Here is a 25,915-nt window from a genome sequence, read left to right on the forward strand (position 1 = left end):
GGGTGTGCGAACAAGCACTAACTAGTTGTTGGCCGGCTGCCGCAAAGACTTGCACCAGTCTGGATGACTTTTAGTACCACCGTCATAGGCGTAAGCAAGATTGTTCTTTAGCAGGATGTCTGCCAGGGATCTGCCGTCAACCATCACGTCTGCCAGAATGCGGAAATACTTGTCGCGCTGAACATTGTGCAGCTCAACGTTTTTGGCATTTTTCAGGGTGCTGGTCACAAGGTTACGGGCAATGCGCCCGGCTTCCTTTTCGCATTTATTTTTCGTTTTCACTTCGGGTGTGTCGATGCCAAAGACGCGGACGCTGATCTTTTTTCCGATCAGGGCCGGGACGTTGGGAATATTCACGGTCAGGGTGTCGCCGTCATAGTTCTTCAGAACCTCCACACAGCGGAAGGTCTTTTCATCATGTTCACAGGAGGCTTTGATGGTCGCGACCTCGCGGGCTTGAAGACGTTCAGAGCAGGCGGTGATCATCAGGGGCAGAAGCAGAATCAATGCAGGTTTCAACATGGGTTTATTGTAGCGTCCTTTTGTGATCGCTAGCAACTATTCCAGATTCAATTCCGCCTGCAGGTTTGAAATGCGAGTCTGAGAACGGATTTTCCTGGATAGCTGGCGATCTTTGACACCACTTTTCACCAGGGCTTTTTTAACGCCTTCCGGATTCAGGGCTTCCCAGGGGCGGTTCAGCATCAACGAGGCGGCAAGGCCACTGACCCACGCTGTCGCCTGGGATGTGCCGCTCATATAGCCATACTTGCCTCCAGGAAGGGCTGAAAACACATTCTTTCCCGGAGCCGCGATATCCACCGATCCCGTGCCGAAGTTGCTGGAGGCCAGCAGGCGTTTTTGCGAATCCATGGCGGCCACGGAAATAATGTTGTTCAGCTTGTATCCCGCAGGATAGTAGCCCACCAGGTCGGTATTGCGTCCTTCATTGCCGGCGGCAGCGACAAATAGAATGCCCTGTTCCTGGGCGTCGCGAATGGCTGCCTCTTCCATGGGGCTTCTTTCGTCGCCACCGCCGGAATAGTTGATAATATCCGCTTTCATCTTTATGGCATAACGAATGGCCTTTACAGTGTTCATAAGGTTGTCGTTTGCCGGAATCGACGGATCATAATATTTCAAAATCATGAACTTCACGCGCGACGAACGGGTGCGCTGCTGGATGATACCCGCCACGTGGGTGCCGTGGCCGTGGTTGTCGGTCAGGTCATTGTTATTGGAAACAAAATTCCATCCATGGAGGTCATCGGCATATCCATTGCCATCATCATCTTTCATATTGTCTTTTTCGCGGGGGTTCACCCACAGGTTATTGCGAAGCAGAGGATGGTTTACATCCACGCCGGTGTCGATGATCGCCACGACAATATCCTTTTCTGAATTCTCTTGAGAGTATGAATTCATCGAGGCCCCCAGAACTGTAGTGATTAAAAACAGAATTGCTTTCATGCTGAAGTGCTAAAGCAAGCATGAAGCCAACACGGGGAGTGTGTTGATTGAATCTGAACTGGAAATTCGCTGCGAGTGTTCAGAAAAATCTGAACATAAAAAAAGCCCGAACAATTGTTCAGGCTTTTCTGGTCACCACAGTTCTATTGACGACTGTCTAAAAGTTGGACAGCCCCTTAGGCCACACGTTTGATCTGAGAACCCTTGGATACAGTGTATTTGTTGCGTCCGGTTTGCTTGGATTCATACAAGGCCTCATCCGCGCGCTTGTACAAAGCATCGGCCTTTTCGCCCGGCAGCACTTCGGCAATGCCCAGGGAAACGGTGAAGCGGATTTCAAACTTTTCGTGAACAAAGACCTCTTTGCGGATGCGGTTCATGGCTTCCTCCGCCATGCGAACGGCGGCCTGGGCATCACAACCCGGCAGGATCACCGCGAATTCCTCACCACCCAGGCGGGCAATGAAGTCCTCTTCGCGCGAGAAGCTTTCCTGGATCAGACGCACGCATTCCTGCAGGACAAAGTCACCAATGTCATGGCCGTAGGAATCGTTGATCTTTTTAAAGAAGTCGATATCCATAATGATCAACGTCATCGGGTCTTTGTCGATTTCATGCAACTGCAGATAACGGCGGATTTGCTCGTCATAGCTTCTGCGGTTGTGAGCCCCGGTCAGGTGGTCTTTTCTCATGGTGGTGTTGGCCTCCATAAGCTGTTTTTTGACCGTGGTCAGGTTCTTTTTGATCGCCTCCATGCGTTTGGAGCGGCGTTCGTTATGAGTGCTTTGATGCTTCAGATAGAAATTGATGAATTCGCGCGACTTGGCACGCAGCTCTTCAATAGAGTTGGACTCGACCGCTTCACGCAGCTGTTCCAGACTCTGGTTGATGTCACCGCTGGCCGAAGCTTCGGCGTCGACCTCTTCGCTTAGGTGGTCGGCAAATTCCCAGATGATGCGTTTAAAATCATCAAAGGTGTTTTGTACATAGCTGTATTCATCAATGCGATAGCTGGAAATAAACTGACGGATTTCAAACAGCACACGCTCGGTGTCCGCATGATCCTGCTTCACCAGTGATTTTGAGAAATTATCCAGCTTGTTGCGCACTTTGCGCACCGAGTGGTTTTGAATTTCAAAAAGGTGCTTGTTCATAACGTCGAGAATGAAGAGCAGTGTCGCGCGCTCTTCGCTCATGGCTGGAACTTCCTTGGGCTTTTCAGTGCCACCATTGTTCGAGCCCCAGTCCATGTCAAACTGATCAACTAGTTTTTTCACCCACTGTTTCAACTCAAGCCTCCTGGCCACGGATACAACACTTTATTATCGGACTTATTGGGCGTTGTTTGAAGATGGGAAGGGTGTTTTTTGGTGGTTCTGTCTCACCTTGAAACACGAAAAAAAACATTTAATTCTATTTACATTGCAACTGTGTTGCTTTTTAGCATTTTCGTCGAGGTCCTGCTCCAGCCTGAAGCGGAAAATTACTATGATATCCGCATTCAAAGGAGCTGTCTTATGGGAAGAAGTGCAGAGTTGAGCGGACCGAATCTAAGCAGAGGCGTGGACTTAAACGAGCTGCGCGAAGATAAAAGTCTGCTGGGTTATGTGGGTGAAGATCCAGTGATCCTGGTTCGCCACGATGAAGAGTACTTTGCCATTGGTGCAACCTGTTCCCACTATGGGGGGCCTCTTGCTGAAGGTTTGGTGGTTGGAGAAACTGTACACTGTCCCTGGCACCATGCCTGTTTTGACCTGCGCACCGGCGAAGCGCTGAAGGCGCCGGCTTTGAATCCCGTTTCGGCCTACAATGTGGAAATGCGAGGCGGTAAGGTGTTCGTCACTGGAAAAAAAGAAAGCACCGTGCGCCCGCGCGAATGGAGTGAATCTCAGCGATATGTCATTGTGGGTTCGGGCGCTTCGGGGACCGCAGCCGCGATCATGCTGCGCAAGCAGGGCTTTATCGGATCCATCACTATCATCAGCGAAGACAAGTCTTTGCCGTATGATCGTCCGAATCTGTCCAAGGACTATCTGGCCGGGAATGTGCCTGAAGACTGGGTGCCTTTGGAAACAGAGGAATTTTATCAGACCCACAAAATTCATTTTGAACTTTCAACGAAGGCGGAAAAGATCGATGCGCACCGGCGCAGTGTGTTTCTTTCAAATGGAAAGACTTTGCGCTATGACCGGCTGCTCTTGGCAACGGGTGGGGAGCCGATTCATCCACCGATTCCAGGTATTAAGCAAGATCATGTGTTCTATCTGCGCACTTTGCAGGATTGTCAGCGCATCATCGGTCGCACCTCGTGGGCGCAAAAAGTGGTGATTGTGGGTGCCGGTTTTATCGGTCTTGAAGTCGCCGCAGCTCTGCGCCAGCGTAATCTGGAAGTGCACGTGGTGGCGCCAGAGGAAATGCCCCTGTTAAAGGTCGTCGGTGTTCACGTCGGAAGTGTGCTGCACAAACTGCACGAAGAACACGGCGTAATCTTCCATCTGGGGCACACGATAAAGGAAATTCGCCAGCGCAGTGTGCTGCTGGATGATGGCCAAAGTGTGGACTGTGACTTCGTGATTGTTGGAACGGGGATTCGGCCCAACACCCAGCTGGCCGAGCAGGCTGGGTGCTGGGTTGAAAATGGTGTGCTGGTGAATGAGTACCTTGAAACCAGTGTGCCTGGAATCTTTGCTGCCGGTGATATCGCAAGGTGGCCCGATCCCCACAGTCAGCGCTCGATCCGGGTGGAACACTGGGAGGTCGCTGAACGCCAGGGTCAAACGGCGGCCCTAAACATGATGGGCGATCGGGTGAAGTTTCAGGATGTGCCGTTCTTCTGGACACAACACTATGATCTGAGTCTGGGATATGTCGGGCATTCGGATCGCTTTGATCGAATGGATGTGATGGGTGATCTCGGTAGCCGGGACTTTGCCGTGGCCTATTATGAAGATCAGAAGGTGGCGGCGGTGTTAACTCTGGGACGGGATCGGGAAAGTCTTTTGGTTGAGGAAGCTATCGGCCAGTTTGACGAAAAAAAGATCCATGAAATCTTTAATCAGCACGAGCGCAATCATCATCCCTAAAAAAGAAACCCCCGGGATCTCCGGGGGTGTTTAGCAGACTAGTGTGCGGATGCAGAAGGGGAGCGAAGCTCGTGGAAGTCGATTTCTAAAGAAATTTCTGCCTTGAGCACCTTTGAAACCGGACAGTTGGCCTTGGCATCCTGAGCAATGGTTTCAAAGAGTTTGCGATCAATGCCCGGCACCAGCGCACGCAGCTTCAGCTTGGAAGACGTGATGGAAAATCCTTCGCCGGACTTTTCCAGGCTCACTGTCGCAGAGACATCCAGCGATTCCGCATTGAATCCTTTTTTGGCGAGGGCTCCAGAAAGGGCCATGGAAAAGCAGCCGGCGTGAGCTGCGCCAATCAGTTCTTCGGGGTTGGTCCCCATGCCATTTTCAAAACGATCCGAAAAGGAATAGGGAAGATTCTTAAGGGCGCCGCTTTCTGTGGACAGTTCGCCGCTACCATGTTGAAGATTTCCCTGCCAGTGAGCTGAACCTTTGCGTTGCATTGCAACCTCCTTTGTTCGAGGAAAGCATAAGATGTTTAATCGTCCTTCGCCTAGTGCTCCGACAAAATGCATTTTTACGATTGTTAGGTGACAGAAGGATTCCCGCCACGCATAGTGGATCTATGAACAAAACAAAAATAGCAAAAATTGCGTTTCCGATAGCGGCACTTTTGTGCTTTTTCCCCTTTGTCTCTTCCGCAGCGGCCTTGGTTCTGGGCGTCTTGCTGGCTGTTTTTTTGGGTAATCCTTATGTCGATAAAACCCGCAGCTATACTCATCATCTGTTAAGTCTTTCTGTGATCGGTCTGGGGGCCGGGATGGATTTGATGGTCGTGGGTCGAGTGGGTTTTCAGGGCATCGGCTACACTGTGGTGGGGATCTCTTTCACTTTGCTTTTGGGGATGGTGATCGGGCGCATGCTTAAGATCGAACGTGATACTTCTACATTGATCACGGTGGGCACCGCGATCTGTGGGGGCAGTGCGATTGCGGCGGTGGCTCCTACAATTCGCGCCAAGTCTCATGAAGTATCCGTGGCATTGGGTACGGTGTTCATGCTGAATGCCTGTGCATTGGTGATCTTTCCTTGGATTGGTCATTTGCTGAATCTGACGCAGACCCAGTTTGGTCTTTGGAGTGCCTTGGCAATTCACGACACCAGCTCTGTGGTGGGTTCAACATTGCAATATGGGCCAGAGTCTTTGCAAGTGGGAACCACGGTAAAACTGGCACGCGCGTTGTGGATTGTTCCGGTGACGTTCTTGATTGGTTTGTTCTATTTCCGCGGTCAAAAAGTGGAAGGTGGTGCCGGCAAGGCGAAAAAGCCCTGGTTCATTCTGGGCTTTTTGATCGCAGCCGCCCTGGTGACCTGGATTCCCGAACTGCGCCCGGTGGGCCACGTGGTTGAAACCGTGGCGAAACGCGCTTTGGTAGTGACGTTGTTCCTGATCGGTGCCAACCTGACGAAGGAAACCCTGAAAAGCGTCGGCATCAAACCGTTCCTGCAAGGGGTGGGGTTGTGGATCGTGGTGGCGTCCTGCACGCTGGGTGCGATTTTGATTGGATGGATTCACTAAAATAAAAAAGGCGCTGGTGACAGCGCCTTTTTTATTATTCCGTCAGGGCTTTCGACCACTGACCAGATTGATGACAAAGCTGATAATGGCCAAAGCCAGGAAGACGAACAGTAAGATTCGTCCGATCTCCACCGACAACCCCGCTACGCCGCTGGCACCGAAGATGTAGGCTACAATCGCTAGAATAAAGAAAGCTATCGCGGCTCTAAGCATAAGAGCTCCTTTCAGTTGGGGCGGGGGGTGAGTGCGGGTGCAGATAGAAGTCCTCAAAGTTATCCCTTGAGCTGTTCATCTGTGAAGGATACGGGACGGTTTCGCGCTGATGGCGTTTGGATGCCCTTTGCATCTCGTCCAGTTCCCAGATTCGGCACAGTTCATGGATGTGTTTTTCAGACTGATCCATTGGCTCCTGCATGATTCCTCCCACGCATGTGGTGGTTTATAGGATCGGCGCAGAAGATTTGAAAGGCCAAGTTTTTAAAGGAAATGTTTTAGAAAACAAAAATACGGTGCGGACCGGGCGCCCCCCGAGGGAAATCAGAGCGACGCCCGACCGTCTTGTTACTTACAGAAGGATAATTTTTTAACCATGCCAGAGATCTCGGTGATCTTCTGATATTTGCCACCGCTTTTTAGCACAGCCCAGTACGCGCCGGAACCCACCGTGATCAGACCTTTGTTTTTGATCTGTTTGGCCATGATGCCGACTCCGCAGTAAAGGTTCTTGTACGGATCCAGAATGGTTTTCTTGGGATCTTTCGCGGCCAGGTTTTTGTCTTTGCTCCAGTCAAACTCACACCAGCGAGCCCACTGCACATCCTGATAGGACAGTTGCAACAGACCTTCAGAATAAACCGGATTGCCGGTCACAGGATCAGTCCCCATGGTTGTTTCATGCATGCGTGATGTGGGGCTGTAAGCGCTTTCATATTTCGACATGGCCGAGAACAACGCGGCCCACACATTGGCCCGCTGATCGTTGTCCAAAGAGCTGTAGCGGGGGCAGAATTTGCTCATGTCATCTGCGCCACCCAGAAGGGTGTTCCAGTCATCCAGGATGATCTTGTGCAGGTATTCAGACCACTGTCTGCGCTCTGGATTTGTGGATGTTTCCCAGGACAGGGCTTCTATTTTGTAGCTGTTGTCAGGGACAGACGGCACGGATGGTTCAGATGGGTTGGCGGGTTCAGTGGGGGTTTGTTCGCCCGTATCCGGTGTGCCCGCGCTGCCGTTGCCATCTTCAATGGTGCTGGCCAGATCTTTCAGGGAAGTAGAGGAAGGGGAACAACCAGCCGCCATCAAAAATGCAATAGCAATAGCAGCGAAAGAAACAGCTTTCGTAAGATGCTTAGGGTTCGTCAAAAGACCTCCAAAGTGTCGGGGGCTCCTGCTGAAGAACGTGCGAACGGTGCCGGGTAAACTGTTATGGGTTCAAAATCATGTCACCGGTGTAAGACAAAGCTGTACTTTCAAAATACAAGAAGGCTTCCGAAGTATGTTAACTTTCACACTGAAACATAAAAATTCAGGACGATGGGTTTGAAAATGCCGACGGAGGTCTGGTAAAAAATGAATTTGATGATTCTTTAAATCAGAGATTTTTCATGTTCCAATACGGATATGAGTTTGGAGAAGTATTTTAAAGACATTATTGCCCGAGTTGAAGCCTCAGACGAGATCACCAACGCTGGCAAGGACAATGAAGGTTTTTACAAACCCACACGCACGATTCTGCTGCGGCATCTGAATCTGCTCAAAGATCTGCATGCAAAGCCCTTGGCTAAAAAGATGTGTCAGCAGTCCTGGGACTATGTGACCGAGCATGTACCACCGGAATGGCTGATTGCGGGGGATGATGAAAAAGACCAGCTAAAGAAAATGCTGGAATAAAAAAAGCCAGGAGGACCCTGGCTTTTTTGTTTTTGAAATTAATCGTTACACTGAGCAAAGCTGAAGTCGGAATCTTCCAAGCGGTCCATCCACCAGTCAACACAGCCACCAGAATCATATTCGCTGCATTTGATCACAGAAGTGGAAAGCGCGCCATCGATGCAAGTGCGTGTGCGGGCAGTGCTGTTGCAAGTGTAGTTAGGGCCGATTTGTTTTGTCGGTTCAGCGCTGTAGTACATACGAACAGTTTTACCGTTCGGGATGATCAAACCATCAGCAGAAACGCAGTTGTGAGCTTGAGCTGTTGCGGAAACGCCCAGTGCCAAGGCAAAGATAAGTGCTTTCATTCTATCTCCTATGTTTTCAGAACCGGGACTATAGCCAAAATGTTCCGCGAATGTTGTCAGGAGATTGTCAGGGAATGGTTGGGATTTGTGAATTACCGGTTATTCACCAGTTTTCTTTCGGTGTACCAATGAAATCCAAAGCGGCCCTTGTGCATGTCATACTGGAGTTGAGGCTTTTCGCCGCGATTTCGGATTTGATCAATTATTTCGCAAACCGAAGGGGCCAGGTCATTTCCTTCGGCGCGGTGTGATTCAATCGGATCGGGACTGACCACATGGCACACCTGACGGCGTGAACGTTTGGATTTGCGCACTTCAATCCTGTTGGAATGAATGTCCATGGACAAGATCTGCTCAGGCTGGGATTTTGTATAGTTCAGAAACTTAAATGTGGAATAAGACCAGGCCGGAGCGGCAATAATCATCAAAAATAAGAATGGGAATAAAAAGTGCGGCGCCCAGGCCGAACCCTTCATGCTGACCAGTCCTCCGGTCATCAGGGCAAAGAACAGAGCCAGTGACGGTATTAATCCCCAGGCAAAGAAGGGCATTCCTTCGTGAATTAAGCCCAGACTTCCACTGAAGTAGGCATGGGAATAAAACATCACTCCTGTCAGCGTCAGGGCCAGGCCCATCAGAGTCAGCTTCAGGCCCCGGCGAAAACCGATTTGATCCCAATTGATAGGGTCCGTTCCCCATTTATCCAGAAGCAGATTTTTCAGTTTTAGCAGGCTTCCCGAAACTGTGGTGAAATCCTGAAGAAACAGCGCCAGATCCTCGGTCTTCATCTTTTTCATGAAGGATCGCTTGAAAGACAAATCTGTGCGATAGGTTTTCAAATGCACAGAAATCTTTCCGTTTTTAATCTGGATCTTTTTAATTGCTTCGTCGGTCAAAAGTTCCTGAATCACAGCGCGAATGGTGTGCTCGGATTTCAACAGATTGTGAATCGTGCGGCTGTCGGTGTTGATATAAACCAGATCATCGAAAGTGCGATCACCAGTCTGGCATTCGCGGGCAACGGAAAGTCCCTTCAGCATTTCAGTCCACGAGGACTCGCGATGGAAATCCAGGTGAACGTTGTGGTGGGGAAAGTCCATGATGAAGTGCAGATAATAACCGGAGGCGCCGTTTTTTTCAGAAAATGCCTGTGCTGTGACTTCCCAGTTTTGTCCCAGATACTGAGTGGGTTGGCCACTGTCTTTACGAAACAGCAGCCAATAGTAATAAGCCGCCAGCGGGATAAAGATCAGTAGCAGGGCAATAATCAACTGCACAGGGTAAGACCTTTCTAGCGCGTGTAAAGTTCGGACAAGGCCGAATCCAGGTTTTTAAACAGCAGATTCAGGGCCTCTTCATAGGCCTTGGTGATGTCAGTGCCCATTTTGAATCCAAACGGGTGTTTGGTTTCAAAGCAACTGGAAGCTTCGGCTTTGACTTTGGCTTTATTTGGAATTGTCAGAATGCCGGACACCTTCACGCAGCCTTCTTTGAACTGGCCGGTTTGGTAATCTTCAATCGTCAGCAGCATTGAGTTAGCGCCCGGAGTTTTCACCGCCACACCCTGACGTTCCAGAGCTTCGGCAACGGCCCGGCGCACTTCGGAACGCAGTTCATCGCTTTGGGCTTTAACTTCTTCTTTGCGGGCATCCACCACGCTGATGGTCACTTCCTTTTTCGGAAGGTCACGCAGGGGCGCTTGAATATTTTGTGAATTGATAGTGGGAACATCACGAATGCTTTGCCCCTTCATCGCGCAAGAGGAAAGAAGTGCCAAAGCTGCCAATACCAGAAGTTGTTTCATAGCCACCATCCTTGAAAAGAAAAAGGGGGACTTGAGGTCCCCCTGTAAAGTTTATGGATGTTGACGAAAATTTCAAACTAAAATTAATTTTCGTCGCTGAACGTGGCTGGAATCAGCTGGGACTGGTTGTCCTCAAGCAGAACGTCACGAACCGAGCGATTCTGAGGCGCGTAAAGGATCAGGTCACCAGCGCCGTAACCTTTGATCAGGTTCACGGTTGTGCTGGATTGAGCATCCAGTTCGATCACTTCAGGGATCTGGGTGTAGGCTTGAGCATTGGTGTTCACAGAAACCTTTTCCCACTGAGAGCTGTGCTCGCCCAGATAGTCGTCATATTCAATCGCGCCGTTGTCACCGTGGGTTGTAGAAACCTTCAGGCTGATTTCCCCAGTTTCTGCAAAGGACAGCAACGAGATATCAGCCTCGATGATCGCCAGGGTGGAGTTATCGAACACACCCATTCCGCGAATATCCAAAACCGCACCACTGTAGTCTTCTTTGGCTTTGCTCGGATCAGTGGCAAAGTCTGTTTCATACTGACGACGCATTTCACGGGCCTGGTTGCCATCCAATAGCAGGCTGACAAAGTCATCGCCAGTCATGCCCGGCAGGTCGGACGCCGGCAAGCCTGCCAGCTCCTGATCTGCCAAGCCGTCACCGTTGGAATCAATTTGCACGTTCACTTCGCAACGCTGCCAGGTGGTCATGCCTTCATAAAGCTTCAAAGCCACTTGAAGTACGCGGCCTTTGTCGGACTCAATCACACGGTAACCTGCAGACTGAAGGTCACAGTTGCGGTTGTGAACCAGGTCCTGTTTCGGAGATTTCTTGCGACCGTCAGCACCCAAAAGGTTGAACAGGTAAGCTTCACCCGGATTTACGCTGTCATTTTTCAGAACGATTTCCGCCAGACTGCCGGCGCTGTCTGCTTTGGAAGAAGAATGAACCACAACAGGGGACGCCGAGATTTTAGAAATCTTGCGAGTCACCGCCAAAGCCGGCAGTTGCGCCAAAGTTTTGTCCTGAGCCTTGAAGGTCAGGAATCCATCCAGCTCGTCGGTAGAGTTTTGCATCAAAGAGCCGTTGATTTTGCCCTTAACCAGAACAGTTTTGGATTCGCCGGCCGCCAAGGTTACAGTTGCTGCCGTGATTTGCAAAGCCTCAGAGCCAGTCCACTGAGCTGTCAAAGTCACAGTCTCGTCGCTGATGTTTTTAACAACGATTTCTTTAGCCAGGGTCTTTTGTTTTTCAACGTCGGTAATACCAAAAGAAATCACAGACGGAACCGTCACGATTTTGGCATTCAAAGATTCTGCCACCTGGACACGTCCAGCACCCTGACGGCTGACGGAGTAAACCTTTTTGTCCGCCGCGTGGATCACTTTTCCGTGTGCCAGCAGTACTGATTTCAGCTCGGCCGGGCTTAGTGTGCTGTATTTTTGTTTCAGCAACGCCATCACCCCTGCGATGTGCGGGCTGGCCATGCTGGTTCCAGTCATCGTCGCACCTTTGTCACCAGCACCGCGAGCCGCAGAGATGATGTTGGTGCCCGGAGCAGAGATCTCAGGCTTGATGATACCGTCTTCAGAACGGGGACCACGGGAAGAAGACGGGGAGATGGTGTCTGCCATCCACGGTTTTTCAATCTGAGCCGTGGTTTTAAGGTTGGCTTCAACCGGGCCTTGCGCCAATGCCGCCTTGATACGTTTTGCAGATGTCAGGTCAATCATGATGGCTGGGATGTCAAATTTCCCGTCACCACCCATAACGATCGGTGCACCTTCAGCATTGTTGGCAACAACAACGCCGATAGCGCCATTTTCCTGAGCCACTTGAATTTTCACGGAGAAGTTCACTTCACCACGGTCGATGAAGGCGATTTTACCCTGCAGACGAGCTTTGGTCGCTTCATCCAAAGGTTTGGCTGCTGTACCGATATAAACCAGCTCGCCTTTCAAATCAGTCACTTCAGCCAATTGTTTGGTGATGGCGCCTTCAATGGCTTCAACAACCAGGGCTTCGCCGTTAACTGCAAATTCTGCCGCTGGGAAAAGCACGTTTTGGTTCATGTTGTCGATGCTGTTAGCCACGGAAATAGCGTCATCAGAAACAGACGGGGCACCCACGATGTATGGCAAATCACCACTGTTACCCGCGGCCGCCACAACAACAGTTCCCCCGCGCACCAGATTTTTGATTGCGTGATTGTACATGATGTGAGGATTGCCGTAACCGCTGCCCAAAGAAAGATTCACAACATCCAGTTGTTTCTGGAAAGTCAGGTCACCCGTTGGATCTGCCGCATATTCCAGGGCCGCGATCACAACTTCATCACTGGTGGATCCTTTAGCGCCGAAAACTTTGATCGCATAAAGATCCGCATCCGGAGCGACACCATCATACGTGTTCACGCCGTCACCCACACCAGCCACAGTGCCGGCCACGTGGGTGCCGTGAGTTGCTTCGTCCAAAGGGTTCGCATCCGGAACCGGAATGCGCTTCACTGGATTTGGTGCGCCGGAGTTGTACTCAGAACCCACGATGTCGATACCGCCCACAACCTTTTTGTTCGGGAAAGACGGGTGAGTTTCGTTTGGATTGACAGCTTTGTAGGCCTCTTCTGTGCCTTCGCCACCCAGCATTTTATGAGTGTAGTCGACACCTGTGTCGATCACGCCCACACGCATGCCCTGACCACGGATGTTCTGGGCATAAGCGGCTTCAGAACCGATGAATTTCACGGACGTGTTTTTGCCAACCAGGCCTTTCAGGTTGATTTCATCTTCAGAAGGGCGGGCGAAAGAACCCGCTTTTTCAGAAAGAGTGATGTTTGGAACGGCCTTGATCTTTTCATAGACGTTCGCAGGTGCCCAAACCGCAAAACCATTCAGCACCAGTTTGTAGCGAATAAGAACTTTGATATCAGCAGAGATCTTTTTAAGTTCTTCAACAGTGGCTTCCTGTTCCGCCTGAATCGCGGCAAGAAGTTTTTTGTCGATAACCAGTTTGCCGTCTTTTCTTTGCGCTGTTTCCAGCAAAGCCGGATTGGAAAGTTTGACGATAAAGATATACGGATCTTCAACAGTCGGGCGGTTGCTGTAAAGGCCTTCCAGGAAATCTGAATTGAAGATCTGACCTTTCGGAGCTTGAGCCGACGGGCTGCAGGCCGTGAACAACAAAGCTGAAATCAGCAGGGATGAAAAAATTCTTGGTGTTGTCTTCGGTTTAAACGTTCTCATTTAGCGCCCTTTGCTCTCAAGTTGCATTTCAGTGCCATAGCGACACCGAAAAACGGGTTTTGGAATTCCAGTGGGGAATATTCCAAGATCCGTGCCGGGAAAAATGCCACCAGTTTCGGCATTTTTTCTAGTGCTTCGGAGGGCTTAGAGCAAGCATATTGTGGGGATTTGGGGACTATTTGTAGACGCGCAGATTCCAGCACTGACCGCGAAATGCGTGCAGAATCTGGTTGGCTCTGGGGCTCTTCTTAAAGTAGCGTGAATGGATTAAATAGGATTTATCTGTGGAAACGTTGTCGGTTCATTCGTTCTTTCATTTGGTGGCTTTGTCTTTTCTGGCGCTTTTTCCGCCGGTGAATCCCGTTGGCAGTTCGTTGGTAGTCGGGCCCTTTTTTATGGGGCATTCCGCAGAGGTTCGCCGCAAGGCCGCTTTGTCCATTGCGACCTTTTGTCTGGGCCTTTGTTTTGTTGTTGCGATCTTTGGGGTTTACTTCTTCCGTTTGTTTGGAATTTCGACGGCGGTGGTGCAGCTGGCGGGGGGATTTATTATCGCCCGGATGGCCCTGCAAATTCTGTCGAAGTCTGATGAAGAAAGCGACCCTGAAAAAGCTGTGAAGCCTTCTGATCCGGCTCAGTCTTCGTTAATGAGACATTTGTTCTATCCACTGGCTTTTCCTACGACCATGGGTGGGGGGACGATCTCGGTTTTGCTGGCATTAAGTGCCAACAGTTATCATCCCGATGCCGAGATTCATTTGTTTCAGGTCGTGGCCGTTCTGGTGGCCAGTGTGCTGATGTGTGCGCTGGTTTTTGTTTGCTACTATTCGGCGCCGACGCTACTTGCAAGACTCAGTCCCCAGGCGATGCAGGTTTGTAATAAACTGGTGGGTTTTCTCACGTTCTGCGTTGGCTTGCAGATCATAGTCAACGGCGTGATCAGCCTGATAAATATTTACCCTTCGTTGAAACCATAAAAGTCCTGAAAACAACCTTCGGTTTGCGGTCGAGAAATGGATGGGATCCATCGTCCTCGACTTGAGCAAATTGCTTCGTCATACTTACTATGGAACTTCATGAGGTGATTATGATGAAGTTCCCCGTTGTCGTTGGATTGTTTTCTTTAATCCTGACTGCCACTGCATCGGCAGTGGAAATTCCGGTTCAGGCAAGGCTCTTTGCCGGGATGACTCCGGTAGCTCCCGGGCCTCTTAACGACAATCTTGTTACCCAGAATATGAAAAAAATTGAAGGTGTCACTCAGTTGGGAGTGGAGATTACGTATCCAGTTATGAAGTATTTGGATGTCGGGGCACGGTATGCCAAAAAACTGGCAGACAGTGAAGAAAATCCGGCAGATCCCAACACCGATTACACTGCCAAACTTGATCAGGATGCATTCCTGCTGATGGCGCGCGTGCCATTTGTTCGTACCGACATCTATCGTATTGACGGATTTGCCGGGGTGGGCGGAACGAATACCAAAGTCACCATGAAGTCTGCTGCACAAAACGGCGATTACTCCAAAAGTGTGGGTGACAACTGGTACGCTTCACCTTACGCGGCCGCCGGGATTTCTTTGGCTTTGGGTTACAAGCGTTTTTATTTCGTATTCGAAGGTGGAATCGAACACAACAAAATCGAAGATCTGAAACGTTCCGGTACAGTCAGCAGCAGCGTGGATTCGCTGGATCTTTCAGGTTCCTACTTCACAGTGGGACTCATGTTTGACGGGATTCCCGGCACGGTCGGGAAATAGATTCTGAAAAAACAAAAGGCCGGGGAAACCCGGCCTTTTTTATTAGAAGAATGTCAAATTTGTTCCAAGGAAGAATTCCCCTTCGCCTTCAGCCGGGTCGACCTTCTGAATGTAACGAAGTCCGAAATCGATCGGCAGCAAACGGAAGACCACGGTCTGCGCAATCAGCTCGGCCCCGTAACTGTTCAGGTTCGCATCCACGGAAGACAGCATAACTTTGGTGTGATCCAAGTACAGATTTCCATACACGCGTTTGAAATAGATCCATGCGCCCAGGTTGTAATCGGGGTAAGACAGCGGGAACAGATATTCAAAACTGCCTTTCACAAATCTATCCGCCGGAACATAGTCAAAACCGCGGGAATAGATGTATCCCACGGGATTGAACGCGGGTGTCGGGAAGATATAGTTGCCGGTTCCTTCACGGTTTTCCTGACCGTTTCCAGTCAGGCGAATGCCGTTGTTTTCCATAAAGCCTGGCAGATAGAAACGGAGCTGACCGTAGGTGCGATAAGACCCCGGAGCTTCCTCGTCAGACACGCCACTGGCATCTTCATAGAACGCCTGAATGTCCATACCCAACGGCGGCAGCAAGGCACGCGCTTGCGCCTGTTTGGTATAGGCAAACAACACGCCCACTTGCTGATCCACGTAGGTCGAGGCTTGTGAACCTGGCACGGACACTTTGTCCAGGCGATAGCTTTCGGTTTTCAGGATCTTTGCGGAATAATCCAACTGCAGGTAACCGCTGTAGGTTTTGTTTTTAAATGCATAGGGCAGGGCCACACCCAAACCGTAAGAGCCTTCACGCCAGGTCAGTTCCTGCGTGTTGCCGTTGACATCCGCGGCACGATTGCGGATGTCACCCAGGATGCTGAACACCGGCCAGTAGCGCTTAAAGTCGATTTTTACGGAAGTAAACGGAGTGTTTTCCTCGCCATCAGATCCGATGGTGATCATCGAACCAAAATCATGCAGATAGTTGTCCGTCATCAGCGTCAAAGACATCCCGCGGCCGCCAAAGAAGCTCCAGGAATGCGGTGTGAACCCACGGGTGTCAAACATGCCATAGTCGGTTTCAGAGTACTTGTCGGCATTGGCAGTGTAGAATGACTGCTGATCATTCAAAGACACTTGCGGGAACTTGTTGTAATTATCGCTTGGGTTTTCACCCAGATAGTTAAAGTCGACAAGATCGGTGGCAGGAAGCACTTTGCAGGAATTCAAAGGCGCTTTTTGAGTTCTTGCACCATAAGGCGTTTCTTCAGAATACAGGAAGCTTTCGCCATCAAAGGTCGGTGCGTAAGATGAAATTCTGCTGTGCGTGCACTGGGTGAACTGCGTGTTGGCCAAATTCAGGTGAATGATTTCGTTGGCACCCTTGTATTGGGCTTCAAACAAGGCGGCTTTTCCGTCGCTTTGAAGTCCAAACATGTTGTTGCGTGAAAACGGCAGCAGCACTTTGTATTCGGCAGAACCAAAGCGCGCCTGAATCAGGGACTTGTGCCCGGTGTTGTTGGAAGCAATCGCAATGATTTCATCCTGATTGATGGCCACAGCTTCCAGCAGATCCAGGCCTTGCAGCGACAGGGTGCGAAGGGTTTTTCCTTCCAAACTGATTTCATTGATATTCCAGACCATTTTGTCTGTGTATTCCGCTGCCAGAATGGTTTTGCCATTCAGGCTGAATTTCGGATTGTACAAACGCTGAGGTCCGGTGATGTAAGACTGGGATCCATTATCCAAATCCACCAGTACCAGACTTGCCGCCCCTTGATAGCCGTAACGGGGATGAGGCACATAGTCCGTGTAAACTGCGTGGTTTGCAGAGAAATCAATACGACTCAGGTCCTCTGAATACGGAACATCGGTGATTTTTTTATCGCCTTCCGCTGTGGCCTTGTAGATCGCCGGGATGGTGTTCATGTCAAATTTAACAAAATACAGATTCTTGCCAGTCACCTTCGGATTGAAAGTCACCGCATAGTCTGTTTTTGGCAAATCAGGGAAGGCATCTTTTTTCCACGTTTCACGCAGTTCGCTGAAAGTTTCATAGTAGAAAGTTTTAAACTCTGTGCCGGTCAGTTCTTTGAACGCAGATTCCAGACGGAACGGGTGAGGCCCATGAGTGATCTTGTCGGTCAGCTTTTCCCAGAAATCATCACCATATTTTTGATAGGCGCGGGAAATCAGCACATAACCATAAACGTACTGGTTCACCAGGACGTCGCGGTAAGTGCCGTTCACGAATTGATCGTAAGTCGGAGTTTCTCCGCCCAGCAAAATACCCTTCAGGCGAGTCAGGAAACGCGGTGAACGGCCGCGGCCGGCATCCGTGTATTTGGTTTCAGCGTAAACCGCATCCCCTTCTGCCATCCACGGTTTTTTCGAAAGGGCGTCGGCCAGATTCAGGCCCAGGTCCCCGAAAAGGTAATCAAAATAGCGAACGGTGTTTTTGTTGAAATCATCCATTTGTTGCACGTGGCGGTATTCATGGATGGACAGGATCTGCAGCCATTCCAAAGAACCCACGATGGGGCTGTAGGCACCGGCATTAAACCATTCAGTGCGGCGCGGGGCACGGGCCACAAAGCCATTGGGAAGGGCCACTTCGTTTCGGATGATCAGGGTGATTTTCTTGGGTTTGGTGATGCCATAGCTTAAACCCACCACCGAAGAATAGTGCTGAATCAGATTTGCCACATAGATTGCTTTAGGGCGGAACTCTTCCGGATAGATGACTTTTACAAACTCATTTTCAATGCTTTTCCAGTTGTGCGGGGGGCTTTGGGCGTTGTCCAGAACCTGCGCCATCGCAAATCCGGGGAGCATCAAAACACACGTCATCAGAGCCAAAAGAACCTTCATACAGTCACCTCTTAATCCCCCTGTTTTATGGGGGAGAAAGGGCTTAAGCAAGAAGGTGTTTATTGATGCGCAAGGTCGTTTAGCTGAGACTAATTCGGGAATGGGCCCATGGACACCGGCGCCAGGCGGAATGGCTTTCTGTTCGTTCCAAGCTCGCTATTGGTGTCGATACCAGAGCAGTACCAGTTGGTTCCCACTTTACCGCAGATCCCATAAGAGCCTCGAACTTCCAGGTCAGTGACCGTTCCAAAAGCGTTGAGACTGGTAAGTGCGGTGGGTGAATAGTGATATTCATTTGTCTGATAGTCGTTCAGGCCGTGTTGGTCATAGCGGTTGAAGCCCCAGCAATAGGCGGCTCCATTGTTAATGGCACAGTGGTTTGTATAACCGCTGACCAGTCTTGTTACGTTGGTGAAGCTTCCAATATCAATCGGAGTTTTAGCGCTGGTCGTTGTTCCATTTCCGGTAGTTTGCCCCCAGCATTTTATGGAGGTTGTGCCAATACGGGCGCAGGTTCCGTAACTGGAAGCCTGCAGTTCATCAACATTCGTCAAACCGGCAACTTGATGCAGACCAGGTCGGTCCGTATTGTCGCCCATGCCCAGCTGTCCTTGAGAGTTGTATCCCGTACACCAAACAGTTTTGTCAGCCTTTAGAACGCAGCCATGATGGCGACCCATGGTGACAGATACGTTGTTCGTCCCCGCAGAGGTGATCTCTACGGGCGCGTAATAGAAGTCCGCGGCAAGATCAAAGTAAGGAATTATATCCACTTGGCCCCAGCAGTAAAGTTTTCCACCAGCGACGGCGCAGACGGTGCTTCCCATGCTCATCGCGAGTTCAGTGACCCCGGAAGACAAGCCGGCTGGTACATTGGGATTTCCAGATGTGGATCCAGAAGCACGGATATAGTTGCGTCCCCAACATTGAACACCGCCGGAAACGATGGCGCAGGAACCTACGCTGGTGGTCACAATTTTAGTGGCACCGGAAGTCAGATTTTTTACCTGAGTTGGCGCTTGATAAATACGGTCGGTTAGCAGATTTCCAGTTTTGTTATAGTAGCTGTCCCCCAGACACTTGACGGCACCACTGAAGATCCCGCATGCATGCTCTGTGAAAAGGGAAATGGAGCTTGCGCCGCTGAATTTTGGACTGAGAACATGAGCATTGGACTGCAAAGTCTGGGTGTCGCCATGCTGACCGAAACCAGAGAAGCCTGTGCAATAAACCTGTCCGCTGCGCACGAAGCAAGTGTGCGCACCCGTGGAGCCCGCGACCGCGGTGACTCCGCCAGCACCACCTACAACAGGCGTCAAAGGTATGACAGAAGTTCCGGTCGGCTGGTTGATGCCGGCTTCACCAAAGTAGTTTCTGCCTCTGCAGTGTAGATCGCCCGCGATAGCAGCACAGAACTGAATGCCATAGTAAATATCGGTGGATCCGGCCAGTTCCGCCATGAGCAGCGGTGAGGTGACGTCGGCAGTGGTATTACTGACCAGTTGATTGTCTGAGTTGTTACCCCAGCAATAAACCTGATTGGAACTGTTTTTGGCGCAAGTGCCATAATAACCCGCCCAAACATCAGTAACTGTTCCCAGTCCGGCAATGGCAGTTGGAGTACTAACCACAGCAATAGAACCGACACCCACTTCACCGTTGGAGTTTTGACCCCAGCAGTAAAGGGCGCCTGCCTTGATCGCACAGGCATGGAACTGACCATTTACGATTTTTGTGACGCCGGTGTTCAGACTTGGTATTGCCACCGGCACCATCGTCGCTGAGGCCGTTGCAGGATCACCAAGAATGCCGCCTTCTTTTATACCCCAGCAATAAACCGCGCCATTTTGGATGGCGCATGAATTGCCCCAGCCCACGCTGACCTGGGTGACACCGGAACTCATTCCCGTGACCAAAGTAGGCAACAAACGAGTGGATAGAGAGTTTGTCCCGGTGAATCCGCCACCAGGATAGGTGCCGTGATTGCCCTGACCCCAGCAGTACAGAGCGCCGGTGTTTAGCGCCGCACAAACGTTGTTATAGTGAGAGGCAATGGACACAGCTGGGGCCGGCAGGGAAACCTGAAGGGGTGAGGAACTTGGGTAGTAATTTCCTTGTCCCAGTGCACCCGCGCCGTTGTGGCCCCAGCAATAGACATTTCCATTGCTTGTAACGGCGCAGGTATGATTGTCACCGATCACAACATCGGTGGCGTCTTTACCTGCGGGACTGTCGTTGTCGTTGATATAAATATCTGCATTGGAGATATAAGATGTACCACCGGTGATGCCAGTGATTTTAATTGGAATGCGTTTATACAGCTCGTCCGCCGCATTGTTGATGGTGGTCAGACTTCCAAAGGTGATGGACGTCGATCCCGACGGAACCGAAGCTGTACCGGAAGTCACAGCCATCGTATAATCAGTCCCCGAAGTCGCACAATCTACACCCGCGCAAGTGTCACGAGTCCAGTTGATTGCCACAGCACCTTTGTCTGTTGGATGCGACAGGGTTGCCATCAAGCTGGTGGCTGCACCTTCCACAACATAAACATCCTGAATGGTCACCAGCGGTGGAGCTTCGTCATCAGTGATCGTCACAGTGTGAACGGTATTGGCCCCCAAAGAACCGCCCACTGGACCGCTCAACGTAATCTTAAATGTTTCATCATTTTCTTCCGTGCTGTTGTCCAGAATCGGAATTGAAATATTCACTGAAGTACTGCCCGCAGCAATGGTCGCCGTGCCATTCACCGCGGTATAGTCATTGCCCATAGTTGCGGTTGGAGCCGAACCATTGGTATAAGCATAGCTGACGCTGACGGCGATATCCACTGCCGTTGGAATGCTGACCGCCACGGTGTGGGTAGGGTCGTTGTACTCTGAAACAGAGGACGTGGTGTTCGTAAACTGAATCGCCGGAGAATTCTTCGTCCACGTCGCCGTCGTCGCAGCGGCATAAGTCTGCCAATTGCCCGCAGCATCTTTACCCACCACGCACACTTTGATACTGCCATTGGCAACGCCCGCGATATTGTCGGTGATATTGGTGGTGTGAACAACCTCAGAAGAAGAATAGCCCGAAGCCACCGTACAATCCGTGGAACCTGCAACACCCAGTTTGTATTTATATGCAACGACACCACTGCCATTAACGTCAATATTCAGAAGATATTTTGAACTTGAGCCCGTAGGCTGCCCGGAAAGGGTGGCCGTCGGAGGTGTATTGTCAAAGGTGATGGAAGCAGAACTTGCCATCGCACTGACGTTGCCCGCAGTATCTTTCACCCAGGCATACAGGGTTTTTGCCTCATTCACCGTTGTGACTGTGAATGTTGTCGGCAAGGTGGCCCCCGCCGTCCAGGTACAGGACGCCACGGTGGTGTTGTTTTCCATAATACAATAAGTTGTCGGTGAACCACTGACCGTGGAAGTGATATTGAAGGTCGTGCTGTTCGTCGGTGTCGCATTGGTCACGGTGAAGGCCGTGATACTTGGAGCCGTCGTATCAATAACGATATTTTTGTTCGTGCCCAATGATCCCGCCGCGGCAGTGCCAGGCAAAGTCAGGGTCGCATTGTTTGCCGCCGCATCGCGGATGGTGGCTGAACTGATCGTCAACGAATTCGTGGCAGCATAGTTCAGGTCCGCCGCGGTGTCTGTGGCTACAACCGTATAGTTAAATACCAAAACCGTGGTGCCAGAACCCGAGGCATAGGAAGCCGAGCGGGCGGGGGTCGTATTCAAAGCAATCAGCGGGGTGCCCGTGACAGTCACGTTTTCACTGAAGGTCACACGCACGTCGATCACTTCACCCACAGTATAGGAACCATTGGTTTTATTGGAAGTCACATTCGTCACCGTAGGAACGGTCGTATCAACAACCAAGGCACTGGAACAAGCCGACGTGATCGAATTTCCGGCCGTGTCGGTGGAAATAACCTGATAGGTGTAAGTCGTGCCGTTCGCTCCGGTAAAGTTGGAAGTGGTGGCAGCACTGGTCGCAGCGTTTTCAGTGCCGGTATAAGTGTTACAAGCAGTGCCCGTATAGAAGCGCACTTTTTGTGAAGCCAGATCCGTACTGGTTGATTTCGTCCACTGAGCCACAAGGGATGTGGTATTGGTCGGTGTTGTCTGCTGCCAAGCCAGGGAAGCCGCATTCACCGGGGCCGTGATATCGTAGGTCACTGTGGCATCGGTGGTGGATGAAGCGTTGTTCGTGTTTCCGGCAGGGTCACTGACTTTACCGGCTGTGATGGACGGGATCAATGTACCTGCAGTGGTCACCGCGGTGGCTTCCAGGGTCCAAGTGATATTGTCGGCTGTTGTCAGACTCCAGGTGATACCGGATGCCGTACCACCTTGGGTGATGTCGGCGGCAACAAAGGTGCTTGGATTGATGGCTTCCGTAAAGACCACGGTGAATTCAATTGGCAATGCATTTGTCGGGTCGGTTTGACCAGCGGCCTGATTGATCGTCAGGGACGGTTTTGTAGTTTCATAGGTGATCTGATTGTCGGTGCTGGTGCTGGCAGTGTTGTTATTGCCCGCCACATCCGTCAGTTTATTGGCGGTGATGGATGGAATCAGAGTGCCCGGACCCGTGATCGCCGTTGCTTTCAAAGACCAGGTGATATTGTCCGAGGTCGTCAAAGACCACGTAATACCAGTGGCAGATCCGGACTGAGTAATGTCGGCGACGGCAAAATTGTTAACGGCCTCGCTGGCTACGATCGTGAATTCCAGTGGCAGGGTGTTGGTTGGATCGGCCTGACCGGATTTTTGGTTGATGGTCAAGGTCGGCGCCACAAGATCCTGAGTCCAAGTGACACTTGTTGCTGATGTCAAAGCCTGCTCTACAGCGGCAGAGTTCTTACCGATCACGCAGACCTTGATATCTGTGTTACCCAAACCACTGACAGAATCAGTGATATTGGTTGCCACTGGCACGTCGGCAGAATAGCCCGTCGCGACCGCACAATTCGTGGAAGCAGACGTTCCGACTTTATAGCGATAGGTCTGAACATCTGCGCCCGCAACATCAATATTCAAAGTCGTTTGATTGGTTTTACCAGACGGCTGACCAGTGACGGTTGCAATCACCGCGGACGTGTTCACATTAAAGATAAAGTCGTTGTTAGTGGCATTTGTAAAGTTGCCGACAGCATCACGGGCAGAAACGCGGACCGTGTACTGAGTGCCATTTGCCAGCGTGCATCCGGTGAAGGTGTGGGACGTCGTCGCCACCGTTTGTTGCGCGCAGACGGAGGCCGAGGCATCGCTATTGCGAATTTCCACCAGATACTGGGTGCTGCCCGTGGCCGCCGCCCAATGAGCCGTGGCCGTGGATCCGTTGGTCAGCCATTCATCCTGAGTGGAATCAGTTCCACCAGTCACGCCGCCGATAACAAAGGCGTCAGGAGCAAGCGTATCGATAACGATATTTTTATTCGCAGCCAAGGATCCCGTCGTTCCCGGAGCGGGCAGAGTCAGAATCATATCGTTGCCGAAGCTGTCTTTCAGGGTGCTGCCATTTAAATTCAACGCATTGATGGACTCATAATCAAGATCAGAAGAATTGTCGCCCGCTTGAACGGTGTAGTTAAAGACCAACGTGTTGGTGCCGCTGCCACTGCCACTGACATAGGTCGCCACTTGATCAGTGGATCCGGTTTCAATCAATAATTCAGGATTTCCACCAGCCACAGTCACAGCTTCGGTGAACTGCACGGATACCGGAACAACCTGGCCTGCTTTATAGCTGCCGTTTGCCAATGACGAAGTCACTGAAAGCACGGTGCCTGGAAGATCTAGAGTGTAAGAAACTGTTCCGGCCGCGGCCAGAGCATTTCCAGCAACGTCGGTCAGGGTTGCTTTCGCCGTCAAGGTGCAGACCTCGGCATTTGCCGGAGCTGTAGATACGGTCAAATTCACAACGGCCGAGGTTGCGGAAGCAGCAGAAACACCCGCCAAAGAAACCACGCCGCTGCCAGAGCAAGCGATGCCCCAGTTGCTTAAAGACTCCATCGAAGAAGCCAGCATGTCTTCGTTAAAGGTCACTGTCACAGAGGCCGGCAAGCTGGAACGAACGCTGGTGACGGGGCTGAAGGACAGCAACGTTGGCGCTGTGCGATCCATCAGCAGGGCCGTTGAACACGCTGAAACCGAAACGTTGCCAGAGGTGTCGATCACCGTGATGTTGTAACTGTATGTTTCACCATCGGCGCCCACGAAGCTGCGCGAAGTTGCAGAGGTCGTAAGAGCCACCGCAGACCCATCCAGCAAAAGACAGCTCGCGTCCTTATAATACTGGATCTTTTGTTCGGCGATGTCGGTGGATGCGGAAAGACTCCACTGAGCGGTCACAGGGCTTGTTTTGGTCGGGGAGGATTGCTGCCAGGTCAATGAAGTCGGCAGGGCCGGAGCCATCGTATCATAAGTAACCTGATTGTCTGTGGCGGTGGATAAAGTGTTCAGATTGCCCGCAAGGTCAGAGAACTTATCCGCATTGATCACCGGCTGGATCACGCCGTTGTTATCTACTGCTGATACGGTCAGGTCATAGTGAGTGCTGTCGATTTTAGTCAGAGTGTGGCCACTGACCAGGGCTGAGCCCGTGAAGTTCACATCTGAATCCGTCAAAGTGGATTCTGCAATGGGTTCACTAAACACCAACGAAAAACGCACTGGCAAAGCGTTGGTCGGATCGATCTGACCGGTTTTCTGGCTGATCACCACTGCGGGGCGAAGGGTGTCATAGTTCCAGACATAGCTTGTAGCCGACGTCACCGGCTGCCAGAAGTTATTAGAGTCTTTACCGATCGCGCAGATTTTCAAATTCTGATTCGCAAGGGCGGTCAGGCTGTCTTCGATTTTAGTGTTGATTGCGGTTTCAGCAGAATAGCCGGCAGCCACCGTACAATCAGTGCTGGATTGCGGGCCGACTTTGTAACGATAGTGAGTCACGTTGGTACCTGATACGGTGATATCCAGATCATCCACGTTGCTTGGATTTGCAGGGCGACCGCCCAGCACGGCAGCGACCTCAACCCCAAGACCTGTAATGCTTAAGGAATCACTGTCTGCCAGATCGGGATTGGTATAGTTCCAAGTCAAAGTCTGGGAATGAGTGTTCACTTCAGTTGGACTGTAAGTCACCACCACGGTACAGGTTGCGTGTCCGTTCAGGGTGCTTGAACACGTGCCACCGGAACCCGGGAAAGCGCCGCCCTTAAACCCAAAAGGAGCAGACAAAGCTGCCGGTGCAAACCCCTGCGCTGCCGCATCACCAGAATTTGTGAAGGTCACGGACCTTTCAATGACGGTGTCTTTCAACTGCGGACCGAAATCCAGACTTGCAGCCGAGGCAATTTTCGCGCGGGTGGTTTTGTCTTTTACGACAAAAGTGATCACGCTGCTATCAAGGTTTTCGAATTTTTCACCGGAAAAGCGCAGTTGGAAAGTTTCATCGGCTTCGATTTCGCCGTCGCGCAAAGGTTTGATGATAAAGCTGATCGAGGTCAGGCCTGGTTGCACAATCAGGGTGCCTGCGGAAGCTTCAAAGTCGCCGTCTTCGTCGTTCAGACTCCATTGCAGGTCTTCAGGTTTCAGGGTGATGCCGGGAACAGACGGGGTTTCCACCGCCAGTGTGATCTGATGGCCAATGCCTTCATCCAGGTTGATGGTTTTGCCGGCAGCTTCAACGATGATTTTTCGAAGAACTTGATTTTCGCTGAGCAGAGGGGACAACGAAGCATCCATACAACTTGTAAGCAAGAGTACGAGGAAAGCCGTTGAGATGTATTTTAGGTACGTGCTGGCGTGAAACATCTTAAGGTTCTTTTCGGCAGATTTGGTTGAAATGTTAAGTGATTTTTACTGGAAAAAGCCCA

General features: G+C 50.9%; 17 protein-coding genes. 5 read left to right on the plus strand and 12 right to left on the minus strand.

Annotation, left to right across the window (positions count from 1 at the left end; all coding sequences use genetic code 11):
• Positions 1-21 precede the first annotated feature (21 nt).
• From BDT_RS07115 to BDT_RS07125, 3 genes are all read right to left on the minus strand, one after another.
• Positions 22-522, minus strand: coding sequence for a thermonuclease family protein (locus BDT_RS07115; protein ID WP_015090572.1), 501 nt, complete (start codon positions 520-522; stop codon positions 22-24).
• Between the two features lie 36 nt (positions 523-558).
• Entirely contained in the window at positions 559-1,425 is an 867-nt protein-coding gene (locus BDT_RS07120) for a S8 family peptidase (RefSeq protein WP_235046296.1), read from the minus strand.
• Between the two features lie 221 nt (positions 1,426-1,646).
• Positions 1,647-2,759 (minus strand): GGDEF domain-containing protein, encoded by a 1,113-nt coding sequence (locus BDT_RS07125; RefSeq protein ID WP_015090575.1) that lies wholly within the window; start codon positions 2,757-2,759, stop codon positions 1,647-1,649.
• A gap of 228 nt (positions 2,760-2,987) precedes the next feature.
• Between BDT_RS07125 and BDT_RS07130 the strand changes: the two genes are divergently transcribed.
• Positions 2,988-4,553 carry an FAD-dependent oxidoreductase gene (locus tag BDT_RS07130; RefSeq protein WP_041577313.1) on the plus strand — a complete coding sequence of 522 codons (1,566 nt, stop codon included), beginning with the start codon at positions 2,988-2,990 and terminating at the stop codon, positions 4,551-4,553.
• Between the two features lie 38 nt (positions 4,554-4,591).
• Here the strand turns inward: BDT_RS07130 and BDT_RS07135 are convergent, their stop codons facing one another.
• Positions 4,592-5,044: an OsmC family protein gene (locus BDT_RS07135; protein ID WP_015090577.1), complete on the minus strand. Its 453-nt coding sequence runs from the start codon at positions 5,042-5,044 to the stop codon at positions 4,592-4,594.
• 122 nt (positions 5,045-5,166) lie between these two features.
• Between BDT_RS07135 and BDT_RS07140 the strand changes: the two genes are divergently transcribed.
• On the plus strand, positions 5,167-6,120 hold the full coding sequence (locus BDT_RS07140) for a YeiH family protein (RefSeq protein WP_015090578.1): 954 nt from the start codon (positions 5,167-5,169) through the stop codon (positions 6,118-6,120).
• Positions 6,121-6,162: 42 nt separating this feature from the next.
• Here BDT_RS07140 and BDT_RS19065 read toward each other — a convergent pair whose 3' ends face one another.
• Together BDT_RS19065 and BDT_RS07155 are read right to left on the minus strand one after the other, a co-directional pair.
• Positions 6,163-6,333, minus strand: a complete 171-nt coding sequence (locus BDT_RS19065) for a DUF1328 domain-containing protein (protein ID WP_041577316.1) — start codon at positions 6,331-6,333, stop codon at positions 6,163-6,165.
• Positions 6,334-6,681: 348 nt separating this feature from the next.
• Positions 6,682-7,482, minus strand: a complete 801-nt coding sequence (locus BDT_RS07155) for a hypothetical protein (protein WP_041577320.1) — start codon at positions 7,480-7,482, stop codon at positions 6,682-6,684.
• Positions 7,483-7,740: 258 nt separating this feature from the next.
• Between BDT_RS07155 and BDT_RS07160 the strand changes: the two genes are divergently transcribed.
• Positions 7,741-8,010 (plus strand): hypothetical protein, encoded by a 270-nt coding sequence (locus tag BDT_RS07160; RefSeq protein ID WP_015090581.1) that lies wholly within the window; start codon positions 7,741-7,743, stop codon positions 8,008-8,010.
• Between the two features lie 38 nt (positions 8,011-8,048).
• On the opposite strand, the gene BDT_RS07165 is transcribed toward BDT_RS07160, so the two are convergent.
• From BDT_RS07165 to BDT_RS07180, 4 genes are all read right to left on the minus strand, one after another.
• Complete coding sequence (locus tag BDT_RS07165) at positions 8,049-8,357, minus strand: hypothetical protein (RefSeq protein ID WP_015090582.1); 309 nt, start codon at positions 8,355-8,357, stop codon at positions 8,049-8,051.
• A gap of 92 nt (positions 8,358-8,449) precedes the next feature.
• Positions 8,450-9,634 carry a hypothetical protein gene (locus BDT_RS07170; protein WP_015090583.1) on the minus strand — a complete coding sequence of 395 codons (1,185 nt, stop codon included), beginning with the start codon at positions 9,632-9,634 and terminating at the stop codon, positions 8,450-8,452.
• 14 nt (positions 9,635-9,648) lie between these two features.
• Entirely contained in the window at positions 9,649-10,161 is a 513-nt protein-coding gene (locus tag BDT_RS07175; protein WP_235046297.1) for a hypothetical protein, read from the minus strand.
• An 83-nt stretch (positions 10,162-10,244) separates the two neighbouring features.
• Complete coding sequence (locus tag BDT_RS07180; protein ID WP_015090585.1) at positions 10,245-13,400, minus strand: S8 family serine peptidase; 3,156 nt, start codon at positions 13,398-13,400, stop codon at positions 10,245-10,247.
• 284 nt (positions 13,401-13,684) lie between these two features.
• Here BDT_RS07180 and BDT_RS07185 point away from each other — a divergent pair, with 284 nt between their 5' ends.
• Together BDT_RS07185 and BDT_RS07190 are read left to right on the plus strand one after the other, a co-directional pair.
• A complete protein-coding gene (locus BDT_RS07185) occupies positions 13,685-14,374 on the plus strand; it encodes a MarC family protein (RefSeq protein ID WP_041577322.1) in 690 nt (229 codons plus the stop codon).
• 110 nt (positions 14,375-14,484) lie between these two features.
• The gene (locus BDT_RS07190) at positions 14,485-15,156 is read left to right on the plus strand and encodes a hypothetical protein (protein ID WP_148278753.1); all 672 of its coding nucleotides are present in this window, start codon (positions 14,485-14,487) and stop codon (positions 15,154-15,156) included.
• A 42-nt stretch (positions 15,157-15,198) separates the two neighbouring features.
• On the opposite strand, the gene BDT_RS07195 is transcribed toward BDT_RS07190, so the two are convergent.
• Both BDT_RS07195 and BDT_RS07200 read right to left on the minus strand, forming a co-directional pair.
• Positions 15,199-18,024 carry a hypothetical protein gene (locus tag BDT_RS07195; RefSeq protein ID WP_015090590.1) on the minus strand — a complete coding sequence of 942 codons (2,826 nt, stop codon included), beginning with the start codon at positions 18,022-18,024 and terminating at the stop codon, positions 15,199-15,201.
• Positions 18,025-18,113: 89 nt separating this feature from the next.
• The gene (locus tag BDT_RS07200) at positions 18,114-25,784 is read right to left on the minus strand and encodes a Calx-beta domain-containing protein (RefSeq protein ID WP_015090591.1); all 7,671 of its coding nucleotides are present in this window, start codon (positions 25,782-25,784) and stop codon (positions 18,114-18,116) included.
• Positions 25,785-25,915: the final 131 nt, after the last annotated feature.

Origin of the sequence: Bdellovibrio bacteriovorus str. Tiberius (genome assembly GCF_000317895.1) — a bacterium.
Classification (GTDB): Bacteria; Bdellovibrionota; Bdellovibrionia; order Bdellovibrionales; family Bdellovibrionaceae; genus Bdellovibrio; species Bdellovibrio bacteriovorus_F.